This window comes from Granulicella cerasi (assembly GCF_025685575.1).
Classification (GTDB): Bacteria; Acidobacteriota; Terriglobia; order Terriglobales; family Acidobacteriaceae; genus Granulicella; species Granulicella cerasi.
The window spans coordinates 1-11419 of the sequence record NZ_JAGSYD010000001.1 but is presented as its reverse complement, the minus strand read 5'-3'; the positions used below and the strand labels follow the sequence as shown (position 1 = coordinate 11419).

The window sequence follows — 11419 nt, the reverse complement described above, 5'->3', positions numbered from 1 at the left end:
TCAAAAGGGCCTCTTTACAGGGCCGAAAAAGCCTCATGCGCTGCAGCGAGAATCGCGGCAATTTCGGCTTCGCCGATGGCCGTTGAGACGAAGGCCGCCTCATACTGACTTGGCGGCAGCCACACGCCGCGCTCCAGCATAGCGCGGTGAAAATGCCCGAACCGCGCGGTGTCGGAGGTCGCTGCACCGTCGAAGTCCGTCACCGATTCGCTGGTGAAAAAGCAGGTAAACATCGAGCCCACGCGATTGATCGTAAGCGGGACGGCCGCCTCTTCAGCAATCCGCGCAAGGCCGTCGGTGATCGCCGCTGTTGTGCGCTCGAGCTGCGGGTAAATCGTCGCTTTGTTCAACAGCAGATAGCCCAGCGTGGCGATACCTGCAGCCATCGCGAGCGGGTTTCCGCTCAGCGTACCGGCCTGGTAGACCGGGCCGAGCGGCGCGAGCTTGTCCATGATCTCCGCGCGGCCGCCAAAGACGCCGACGGGCAGCCCGCCACCAACGATCTTGCCGAGCGTCGTCAGGTCGGGCTTGAGCTCCGGCGTGGTGAAGCCGAAGTGCTCCTGCGCGCCGCCGGCGGCGAGGCGGAAGCCGGTCATCACTTCGTCGAAGATCAGCAGCGCGCCTTCGCGGCGCGTGATCTCGCGCAGACCGCGCAGGAAGCCCTCCGCCGGAGCGATGGTGCCCGCGTTGCCGACGACCGGTTCGAGGATGATGCAGGCGATCTGGCCGGGGTGCGCCGCAAATGCGGCCTCTACGGCGGCGAGGTCGTTGTAGGGCAGCGCAAGCGTGTGCATCGCGGTCTCGTTCGGCACGCCAGCGGAACCGGGAATGCCAAACGTAGCGACACCCGAGCCGGCCTTCACGAGCAGTGCGTCGGCATGGCCGTGATAGCAGCCTTCAAACTTGATCACAAACGGGCGCTCAGTAAAGCCGCGCGCGAGGCGGATCGCCGACATGCAGGCTTCGGTGCCGGAGGAGACGAAGCGCATCTTCTCCATCGAAGGAACGCAGCGCTGCACGAGTTCTGCGAGTTCGGCTTCGGCGGGTGTCGACGCTCCGAAGGAGGCCGAGCGCGTGGCCGCCTGCTGGATCGCTTCGACCGCCGGCGCGAAGGCGTGGCCGAAGAGCATCGGTCCCCAGGAACCGAAGAGGTCGATGTACCGGTTGCCATCGGCGTCGGTCAGGTAAGCACCTTCGGCAGAGATGACGAAGGGCGGATGTCCACCGACGGCGCGGAAGGCGCGGACGGGGGAGTCGACGCCACCAGCGAGCAGGGACTCGGCGCGGCGTTGCAGGGCTTCAGACCGGGTAAGCGAAAACGGCATACGGTCAGTATAGAAGTCGGGCACGGCGTGGAGCGGCAATTCGCTGCGGCGTGATGCGATAGAAAATTGAGTCGAAATTTGAATCATCTTTCCGCAAAGTTGTTGCAAACGCGGTGCATTCTGCTACTCTCGGCTTCTATCACGCTTCGCGCCTCCCGGCTGTTTTCGGAGGTGCGAAGCGGACTCCACCGGCCGCCAATGAAGCGGCCTGGGAGTAGCGGGCTCTGTCATTGCATTTCTTCTCCGCGGTCTTGCAAGCAAGAGGAGGCCTGTGAACTCGTTGATGAACGAACACGATGCAGAAGGCAGTGCGGACCGTCCTGTCCGTCTGGCGTTTCTCATTTCTTCTGGAGCCTCGCATGTGCTCGCTGTCGCAGAGGCGGTGCGCCAGGGGCGCCTTCCGCACTGTGAAGTTGCCATCATTCTCTGCAACATTCCTGGCGCTCATGGCGCCGAGGCGACCCGCGCGGCAGGGTTGCAGACCGTCACCATGGAAGGGCGCGGGCGTGAGCAGCGCGATCACGAAGAAGCGATTGACGCATTGCTGCGCAGAATGCGCGTGGACCTGATCTGCCTGGCAGGATATCTGCGCACGCTGAGCGGGGCCTTCCTTCGCAAGTGGCCGGATCGCGTCCTAAGCATCCACTCCTCGCTGCTACCGGCGTTTCCACGTTCGCAGCCGGTGGCGCAGGCGCTGGAGTACGGTGCACAGGTGACAGGCTGCACCGTCAGCCTGATGACAGATGCGCTGGACGGTGGCGTCATTCTCGCGCAGCGCGCCGTGCCGATCGAAGACGACGACACGGTGCAGAGCGTTACGGAGCGCCTTTTGGTGGAGGAGCACGAAGCCTACATCAACGCGATCGGCAACATGCTCTCCGGCGAGTATGAGATCGTCGGACGCAAGTTCCGTCGCCGCGCCTTGCAGGAGCATGAAGCGCATGAAGGCGCTGTGCCCGGGTTCGAACAGGAGTCTGCGCCGATGCAGGCTTAGCTCGTCAGCAGGTTGACCGGCGCGAGCGTCACGAGCAGCATGATACCGAGCGCAAGCAGCAGGCCCGCGAAATAGATCATCGTGCCCGTGTGTGGTTCTTCCGGCGCATCGTGCGTGTAGCAGCGCCAGAGCAGGCCCGCGCCTACGATGGCGAACATCCATTGTGTCGTTGGCGAGAAGAAATGTCCGCCGGACGCATACACCGTCAGCCCGAAGAAGAGGAAGCAGATCGATGCCAGCAGCAGTCGCTGGAGGTAGCCGAGTGCATAGACGGCCTTGGAGCCGTCCAAACCGCCGATGGGCAGCAAGTTGAACAGGTTGATCCACGCGCCGACGTTGGCGAGTACAAGGAATACCGGTAAACCGAAGAGCTTCCAGAGCAGCAGGCAGGCGATCGCCGCAAAGAGGCCGTAGAGCGGGCCCGCGAGTGAGACGGCAGCAAGTTCTTCGCGCGACACACCGTTCGAAAACCAGCGAACATATCCGCCCACAAACGGGATGAGGATCGGCAGTTCAGGCTGGTAGCCGCGGCGCTTGAGCGTGATGAAGTGGCCCATCTCGTGGATGAGCAGCGAGATCGCAAAGCCGAGCGCGAACTTCCATCCGAAGAGCAGCCAGTAGAAGCCGAAGAAGCTAAGGAAGCCGAGCAGGAACTTCGCCTTGAAGAGGATGAAGATCGCGGACTTGGCCTTGAACAGAAAGAGAGCGACCGGCGCCAAGGGACCGAGGCGCTTCTTCCACTTCGCCTCGCGCTGCTGCTCAAGTTCCATCCGCTGGGTGAGCTGTTCGACGTGAGTGCGCAGGGTTGCAGCCTGCTGCGTTTCCGGCGGAAGCCACTGCAGAGCGCGCAGCCAGAGCTCGCGCGCGGCGGCGAAGTGGCCTTGCTGCTGCTCGGTGTGTGCGGCCTGTGCAAGCGTTGCCACGTGCTGGCCGTAGACGAGCGTCTGGCACTCGGGACAAGCGAGCGTTTCGCCGTCGCCGAGCCATACTTCACAGGAAGGGCAATTATGGATCGCCGCCGGGTCTGTAATGCCGTTTTCTGCTGCCTCTGCGTTGAGTACTTCGTCTGCCATGGTCTGCTCCATTGTAGGGCGAAGAGGCAGTGTTGCCGCGCATGGTCTGTGCGCGCTCGGGGGCGAAACCTCAAGTAACGCTTCACCGGGATGTTTACTCCCTTGGTTCACCCGGGAGGCAGCTATTTGGCCGGGGAACCCTGGAAAATACTGTTGCTACGGCAAGTAGCCCGCCTATACTGGCCTCAAGTCGCTCTATGGCCACGCATCATCCAATCCGCAAGCAGGTCACGCCCGCTACTCCCGAGATCCCGGACAAGCTGTACTTCCGCATCGGCGATGTGGCGAAGCTCTGCCAGGTTCCGGCGTATGTGTTGCGCTTCTGGGAGACTGAGTTCCCGCAACTGAAGCCCAACAAGGGCGGCACCGGCCAGCGTCTGTATCGCCGCAAGGATGTAGAGATGGCGCTGCGCATCAAGGGCCTGCTCTACGACCAGGGCTACACGATCGCTGGCGCGCGCCAGGCATTCAAGAACGATGCCCGCGTTGCCGAAACCGCGATGGCTCCTGCGCCTTCGCCGATCGCCAGTGCAGAACCTGTTGCCGTTACAGCACCTGTTGTTCCCGCTGCTCCGAAGACACCGATCACAGACCTCGATCGCCTGCGTGCTTTGACGGCGCTGCGTGACGAGATGCGCGAACTGGTGAAGATGCTCTCGAAGCCTGTGGGACCCGCGGCGAGCGAAAGCAAGGTGCAGGCGATGCGCCCGCGACTGGTACTGGAGAAACCCGTTGCGCCGAAGCTCGAGCCGGTACTGAAGCCGCGTTTGCTGGCGCAGGCTGATCTCTTCGGCGGCTTTGGCAACGACGACGATCCTGTCGCCAGCTAACGCAAGCGAACCTATTCTCCGTCGGCTCGAAGATTTCTCTTCGGGCCGATTGTTCTTTGCGGGTCCACTGCACTAAGCTCCTCTGCAGAAATCACTTGCAACGACTGTATGGCTGTAATCAACCGCGTGGGTTCAGCGTTTAGGAGTTGCAGCATCCACATCGGGCCTGTCTATTGAGCTTCTTAAGAGGTCTGCTTCCATGCACTCTGCGTCATCGTTGCTGTGCGTCCTTCGTCGCGTAGTTACGACGCTTGCGCTTTCCGCCATCGCCTTGGCTTTTACCAGCTGCGGCGGTTCGTCGACGAGCACTACGGTGCGTCGCACATCATTGGCATCGCGCTCGATGGGTTCCCGATCTACGGCGGTCGCGACGTGAACGGCAACATCGTCGACGTGACTCTGGACGCATGTAATGGCATCACCAGCGCTACGCCGGAGTTTCCGGGCGGGGCGTACCACTACGTGCTTCCGCTGGACGCCAGCGGAAACCCCGTGAAAACGAAGCAGTCGTCCATGAACTGCTATACGGGGACGGTGAGTGCGACGCTCTCTGCGCAGATGAAGCGGTTCGGTTGCACTATGCCTTTGCAGCTCGCCAGTGGGAAGATGCGATTGCCGGATGGCAGGGAAGTGACGCGGGCTGAGGCGCGAATCTGGATGAAACAAAGGATGCCGTCCATGATGGATGGCATTCAGATGGCTTCAGGCCCTGTGGATCGCCGGAGCATAACTACGTCACACAGAGGCCGCGAAGGCATGAATATGCCGGGAATGTGAGTGAATTTGGGCGGAATCTGACAAAACTTGCCGAAAGCCGATCTCGCTGATAACTTAGATCAAGTGGTCACGAGGTCGGCAACGACGAGTGAACACGGTGAGAAAGTAGTGAGCTTGCAAAGTTGTGCAGCTTGCGATACTCTCAAAAAGTCGTTGAAGCGCGCGAGCGTATGAGACGGCGATGAGCTTCGCGCCGTGTAGTATTGGCCAGTCGGAGCGCAGTCCAAGTGTTTGTGGGATAAGAGCTTTCGAGCCACCCTTACCAAACCCAAGTCACTGCAGGTTTTATAGCTAAGGGAGCTGAGTGCTCCGCTGTCGCTTGTCGGCAGTGCGATCTTTAGGTTTTTGTGCTGTTGTTGCTGCGAGATTTTGCAGCCTTGAGGAGGCCATGATGGCCGGGTAGAAACCAGCAGGAGCTGGCCCGGAGGTTGGTTGAAGGGGTTGAGAAAATAAGCGGTTGACAAGCGAACGAGAGTTCGATACTCTTAGAAAGTTCGCGCAAGACGAAGCGACGAGATGAAGCGAAGCGGTGAAGTAGCCCGCAAGTAGCGATAAAGTCTCTCCCACAGTCAACAAAACAGCGCATCAAGTTCGAGGACACGATCCTGTGGCTTTGCCCGGATTTCGTCCTTGATCCAAAAGTGCCCGCTTAGGCGAGAGTACTTAGGATCTTTGACAACATGGTTGAACGTGCCAGTCGTGAGATGACGTGACTTTGGTTGAGTCAATCTCACTAGTTATATCCTTACTCGTTTCGAGCGAGTAAGGCGCATAGTAGAAACCATCGGACCTCCGTCCTGGTGGCTATGCAACCCAAGATTAAACGAGAGTTTGATCCTGGCTCAGAATCAACGCTGGCGGCGTGCCTAACACATGCAAGTCGCACGAGAAAGCGGACTTCGGTCTGTGAGTAAAGTGGCGCACGGGTGAGTAACACGTGAATCATCTACCTTCGAGTGGGGAATAACTTCGGGAAACCGAGGCTAATACCGCATAATACCTACGGGTCAAAGCAGCAATGCGCTTGAAGAGGAGTTCGCGGCAGATTAGTTAGTTGGCGGGGTAATGGCCCACCAAGACGATGATCTGTATCCGGCCTGAGAGGGCGCACGGACACACTGGAACTGAAACACGGTCCAGACTCCTACGGGAGGCAGCAGTGGGGAATTTTGCGCAATGGGGGAAACCCTGACGCAGCAACGCCGCGTGGAGGAAGAAATATCTTGGTATGTAAACTCCTTTCGATCGGGACGATAATGACGGTACCGAGAGAAGAAGCCCCGGCTAACTTCGTGCCAGCAGCCGCGGTAATACGAGGGGGGCAAGCGTTGTTCGGAATTATTGGGCGTAAAGGGCGCGTAGGCGGTTTGACAAGTTTGATGTGAAATCTATGGGCTCAACCCATAGCCTGCATCGAAAACTGTCGGGCTTGAGTATGGGAGAGGTGAGTGGAATTTCCGGTGTAGCGGTGAAATGCGTAGATATCGGAAGGAACACCTGAGGCGAAAGCGGCTCACTGGACCATTACTGACGCTGAGGCGCGAAAGCTAGGGGAGCAAACAGGATTAGATACCCTGGTAGTCCTAGCCCTAAACGATGATTGCTTGATGTAGCGGGTACCCAATCCTGCTGTGTCGAAGCTAACGCGATAAGCAATCCGCCTGGGGAGTACGGTCGCAAGGCTGAAACTCAAAGGAATTGACGGGGGCCCGCACAAGCGGTGGAGCATGTGGTTTAATTCGACGCAACGCGAAGAACCTTACCTGGGCTCGAAATGTACAGGACACGCGTAGAAATACGTTCTCCCAGCAATGGGTCTGTATATAGGTGCTGCATGGCTGTCGTCAGCTCGTGTCGTGAGATGTTGGGTTAAGTCCCGCAACGAGCGCAACCCTTACCTCTAGTTGCTACCATTTAGTTGAGCACTCTAGCGGAACCGCCTCGGATAACGGGGAGGAAGGCGGGGATGACGTCAAGTCCTCATGGCCTTTATGTCCAGGGCTACACACGTGCTACAATGGCCGGTACAAACCGCTGCAAACCCGTGAGGGGGAGCTAATCGGAAAAAGCCGGCCTCAGTTCGGATTGGAGTCTGCAACTCGACTCCATGAAGCTGGAATCGCTAGTAATCGTGGATCAGCATGCCACGGTGAATACGTTCCCGGGCCTTGTACACACCGCCCGTCACATCACGAAAGTGGGTTGCACTAGAAGTCGGTGAGCTAACCGCAAGGGAGTAGCCGCCCAAGGTGTAATTCATGATTGGGGTGAAGTCGTAACAAGGTAGCCGTAGGAGAACCTGCGGCTGGATCACCTCCTTTCTAAAAGAGAACGCTCTGGTAAGCTTCTCAACGTCCTGCGATTGCAGGCAGCTTCGGCTGAGTTGAGTGCGAGACCAGACAACTGATCGAGATCTTCGGATCGAAGGTCAGATTCTGAACTCAACCCTCTTTTAATCACTGTTTATCAATAACGATGGTCAAGACCAGCGTAGCTGGTTTGCACGTTCAACTGTGTCCTCGAAAACCTTCGAGAGAGCTCAAGCGCCAGGTTCTTTGGAACCTTGGCTNTGCAGAGCAAGCTGCTAAGACGCGAGTCTAGCGAGCCGGGCCTGTAGCTCAGTTGGCTAGAGCGCACCCCTGATAAGGGTGAGGTCGATAGTTCGAATCTATCCAGGCCCACCACTTCTCAAGAGATCAATCAGTGATACACTGGTTGAAGGCATGGGGCTGTAGCTCAGTTGGGAGAGCGCCTGCTTTGCAAGCAGGATGTCATCGGTTCGATCCCGGTCAGCTCCACCATTCCTCTCTAAGGTACAACGAACTCAAGAACGAGCCGCACAGCGGTTGGCTCTTGAGCTTGTCTCAAGCGCGCTTCAGAGCGCGTAGGCGACGCAAATTGCGAAGCCCGACGATTTTTGACAACTGAATAGATTGGGTAAATATAACTACAAGGCTGAGCAATCAGTATGCGTGGGTAGTTTCCGCGCTACAAGCTGATTGATTCATGAATTGTTGAGTGTCTTTAGATAATTTTCGTTAGTTCCTTCGGGCTAATCCTCCGAAGGGGTGACTAACAAAGGCGGACTAAAATATACATAAGTTTGCCGCAGATCAGTGAAAGCTGGGTGCGAGTAAATTTTATGGTCAAGCTACTAAGGGCGCACGGTGGATGCCTTGGCAGAATCAGGCGATGAAGGACGTGGCAAGCTGCGATAAGCTTCGGGGAACCGCACACAGGTTTTGATCCGGAGATTTCCGAATGGGGAAACCCAGCATGGTAAACCCATGTTATGCCTCACTGAATACATAGGTGAGTGCAAGCGAACGGAGGGAAGTGAACCATCTCAGTACCTCCAGGAGAAGAAAGAAACCTCGATTCCGATAGTAGTGGCGAGCGAACTCGGAATTAGCCCAAACCCGTGATATTTCGGTATCTCGGGGGTTGTAGGGTCGACAACAGTAGAGTTACCAATCTGGTCGATAGCTGAAGACGGTTGGAAAGCCGTCCCACAGAGCGTGACAGGCGCGTAGGCGAAATTGATCCAGACTCGAAGTCGATACCTGAGTAAGGCGGGGCACGAGAAACCCTGCTTGAATCCACGGGGACCATCCCGTAAGGCTAAATACTCGATTCTGACCGATAGTGAACCAGTACCGTGAGGGAAAGGCGAAAAGAACCCCGAGAGGGGAGTGAAATAGTACCTGAAACCGTGTGCCTACAAGCAGTGGGAGGACTATGCCTCTTATGAGGAATGTCTGACCGCGTGCCTATTGCATAATGAGCCGGCTAGTTATTCTTGTCAGCAAGGTTAAGCGTGAGCGAGCCGCAGCGAAAGCGAGTCTGAATAGGGCGTTCAGTTGGCAGGAATAGACGCGAAGCGGGATGATCTACCCTTGGCCAGGTTGAAGTTGGGGTAACACCTAATGGAGGACCGAACCGGTGTTTGTTGAAAAAAGCTCGGATGAGCTGAGGGTAGGGGTGAAAGGCTAATCAAATTCCGTGATAGCTCGTTCTCTCCGAAATAGCTTTAGGGCTAGCGTCGTGCGAATTGGATTGGTGGTAGAGACATGGATAGATAAGGGGGCTTTCCGGCTTACTGAGTCTAACCAAACTTCGAATGCCAGTCACAACATACACGGCAGTCAGACTGTGGGGGCTAAGCTTCACAGTCGAGAGGAAAACAGTCCAGACCGCCTGCTAAGGTCCCCAAATTACTGTTAAGTGGGAAAGGAAGTCGGAACTCTCAGACAGCCAGGAGGTTGGCTTAGAAGCAGCCATCCTTTAAAGAAAGCGTAATAGCTCACTGGTCAAGAGGTCCGGTGCCGACAATACAACGGGGCTAAAACAGTATACCGAAGCAGCGGATGCACACATTAGTGTGCGTGGTAGGAGAGCATTCTCTAACGATTGAAGCGTAACTGAGAAGATACGTGGACGGTAGAGAAGAGACCCTGCCGGCATAAGTAGCGATAAGGGAGGTGCGAACCCTCCCCGCCGAAAGTCTAAGGTTTCCTGAGTAAAGTTAATCTGCTCAGGGTTAGGCGTAATCCTAAGCTGAGGCCGAAAGGCGTAAGCGATGGACATCCGGTTAATATTCCGGACCTCCCAACGAGTCGTTATTACGATGGGGTGACGCAGAAGGATAAGCACGACCACATATGGCTATGTGGTTTGATACGCGTGAAGTGGGTTCCGATAGGCAAATCCGTTGGAGCATTAACCATGAGGCGTAAAGCAGAGTCGAAAGACGAAAGGTGCTGATTTCATGCTGCCAAGAAAAACCTCTAAGGAGAAACGTTGGGAATCGTACCTCAAACCGACACAGGTAGACGAGGAGAATATCCAAAGGCGCTCGAGTGAAGGCTTGTTAAGGAACTCGGCAAATTAGACCCGTAACTTCGGGAGAAGGGTCGCCCACCTCTGGTGGGCCGCAGCGAAATGCGAACGGCGACTGTTTAACAAAAACACAGGTCTCTGCAAAGTCTAAAACGACGTATAGGGGCTGACTCCTGCCCGGTGCCGGAAGGTTAAAAGGAGAGGTTAGCAGCAATGCGAAGCTTCGAATTGAAGCCCCGGTGAACGGCGGCCGTAACTATAACGGTCCTAAGGTAGCGAAATTCCTTGTCGGGTAAGTTCCGACCTGCACGAATGGAGTAACGATCGTTCGACTGTCTTAACGAGTTGCTCGGCGAACTTGTAGTACCGGTGAAGATGCCGGTTACCCGCAGCTAGACGAAAAGACCCCGTGCACCTTTACTATACTTTTACAGTGGGTTACGGCAATTGCTGCGCAGGATAGGTGGGAGGCTTTGATCCCGGACTCTCGGGTTCGGAGGAGCCAACGGTGAGATACCACCCTGCGATTGTTGTGATCCTAACCTACTTCCGTCATCCGGAAGAGGGACACTGTAAGACGGGTAGTTTGACTGGGGCGGTCGCCTCCTAAATTGTAACGGAGGCGCGCGAAGCTACACTCAGGTCGTTTGGAAATCGACCGTCGAGTGCAAAGGCATAAGTGTGGTTAACTGCGAGACCTACAAGTCGAGCAGATGCGAAAGCAGGCCTTAGTGATCCGGTGGTTCTGTATGGAAGGGCCATCGCTCAACGGATAAAAGGTACGCCGGGGATAACAGGCTGATCATTGCCAAGAGTTCATATCGACGCAATGGTTTGGCACCTCGATGTCGGCTCATCGCATCCTGGAGCTGTAGAAGGTTCCAAGGGTTAGGCTGTTCGCCTATTAAAGCGGTACGTGAGCTGGGTTCAGAACGTCGCGAGACAGTTCGGTCTCTATCTGCTGTGGGCGTAGGAGATTTGAAGAGGGCTGTCCTTAGTACGAGAGGACCGGGATGGACGAACCTCTTGTGTTCCAGTTGTCATGCCAATGGCACGGCTGGGTAGCGAAGTTCGGTTGTGATAACCGCTGAATGCATATAAGCGGGAAGCACGCTCTAAGATGAGATCTCCCAACCCGTAAGGGAAATGAAGGGCCCTGGAAGACGACCAGGTTGATAGGCTGGAGGTGGAAGTGCAGCAATGTATGCAGCTTACCAGTACTAATCGCCCGTTCGGCTTGTCCATAAAATTTACTCTGCGCAGCTTCACAAAGCTGCTCTAGAGCATTCAACAATGGCGAGCCTTGATAGTTATAGAGATATAGCTAATACGCAAATGTAATTAGGGAAATGTCTGCTCAATCTATTCAGTTGTGAAAGACCGCGCGGGATGCGCTCTTCTTTCTAAACTTTGCCGGTGAGTTTACCGCGAGGGTCCCACCCGTTCCCATCTCGAACACGGAAGTTAAGCCTCGTTGGGCCGATGGTACTGCACGCGCAAGTGTGTGGGAGATTAGGTGATCGCCGGCATTAAAATCAAACGCAAAGCCCACCCAAAAGGTGGGCTTTCGTGCGTTTAGGT

General features: G+C 56.3%; 5 protein-coding genes, 2 tRNA genes and 3 rRNA genes. 8 read left to right on the top strand and 2 right to left on the bottom strand.

The features are described 5' to 3' along the window. Positions 1-14: 14 nt before the first annotated feature. A complete protein-coding gene (gene hemL, locus OHL11_RS00050) occupies positions 15-1325 on the bottom strand; it encodes a glutamate-1-semialdehyde 2,1-aminomutase (RefSeq protein ID WP_263370455.1) in 1311 nt (436 codons plus the stop codon). A gap of 271 nt (positions 1326-1596) precedes the next feature. Between hemL and purN the strand changes: the two genes are divergently transcribed. Then, positions 1597-2319, top strand: coding sequence for a phosphoribosylglycinamide formyltransferase (gene purN / locus OHL11_RS00045; RefSeq protein ID WP_263369423.1), 723 nt, complete (start codon positions 1597-1599; stop codon positions 2317-2319). Here purN and OHL11_RS00040 read toward each other — a convergent pair. Continuing rightward, on the bottom strand, positions 2316-3392 hold the full coding sequence (locus OHL11_RS00040) for a site-2 protease family protein (RefSeq protein WP_263369422.1): 1077 nt from the start codon (positions 3390-3392) through the stop codon (positions 2316-2318). The genes purN and OHL11_RS00040 overlap by 4 nt on opposite strands. Before the next feature lie 197 nt (positions 3393-3589). Between OHL11_RS00040 and OHL11_RS00035 the strand changes: the two genes are divergently transcribed. From OHL11_RS00035 to rrf, 7 genes are all read left to right on the top strand, one after another. Beyond that, positions 3590-4222 (top strand): MerR family transcriptional regulator, encoded by a 633-nt coding sequence (locus tag OHL11_RS00035; RefSeq protein ID WP_263369421.1) that lies wholly within the window; start codon positions 3590-3592, stop codon positions 4220-4222. A gap of 222 nt (positions 4223-4444) precedes the next feature. After that, entirely contained in the window at positions 4445-4999 is a 555-nt protein-coding gene (locus OHL11_RS00030) for a hypothetical protein (protein WP_263369420.1), read from the top strand. Positions 5000-5818: 819 nt separating this feature from the next. Then, a 16S ribosomal RNA gene (locus OHL11_RS00025) occupies positions 5819-7320 on the top strand. A 286-nt stretch (positions 7321-7606) separates the two neighbouring features. Continuing rightward, positions 7607-7683: transfer RNA gene (locus tag OHL11_RS00020), tRNA-Ile, on the top strand. Positions 7684-7724: 41 nt separating this feature from the next. Beyond that, positions 7725-7800 (top strand) — tRNA-Ala (locus OHL11_RS00015). A 343-nt stretch (positions 7801-8143) separates the two neighbouring features. After that, positions 8144-11083, top strand: a 23S ribosomal RNA gene (locus OHL11_RS00010). 167 nt (positions 11084-11250) lie between these two features. After that, positions 11251-11367, top strand: a 5S ribosomal RNA gene (gene rrf, locus OHL11_RS00005). Together the 16S, 23S and 5S rRNA genes with 2 tRNA genes alongside form the textbook arrangement of a ribosomal RNA operon. The last annotated feature ends 52 nt before the right edge of the window (positions 11368-11419 follow it).

What these genes read in the sequence shown, in the direction of transcription:
- hemL (WP_263370455.1), bottom strand. Translation starts at nt 1,325, where the DNA reads ATGCCGTTTTCGCTTACCCGGTCTGAAGCCCTGCAACGCCGCGCCGAG.
- OHL11_RS00040 (WP_263369422.1), bottom strand. Translation starts at nt 3,392, where the DNA reads ATGGCAGACGAAGTACTCAACGCAGAGGCAGCAGAAAACGGCATTACA.
- OHL11_RS00035 (WP_263369421.1), top strand. Translation starts at nt 3,590, where the DNA reads ATGGCCACGCATCATCCAATCCGCAAGCAGGTCACGCCCGCTACTCCC.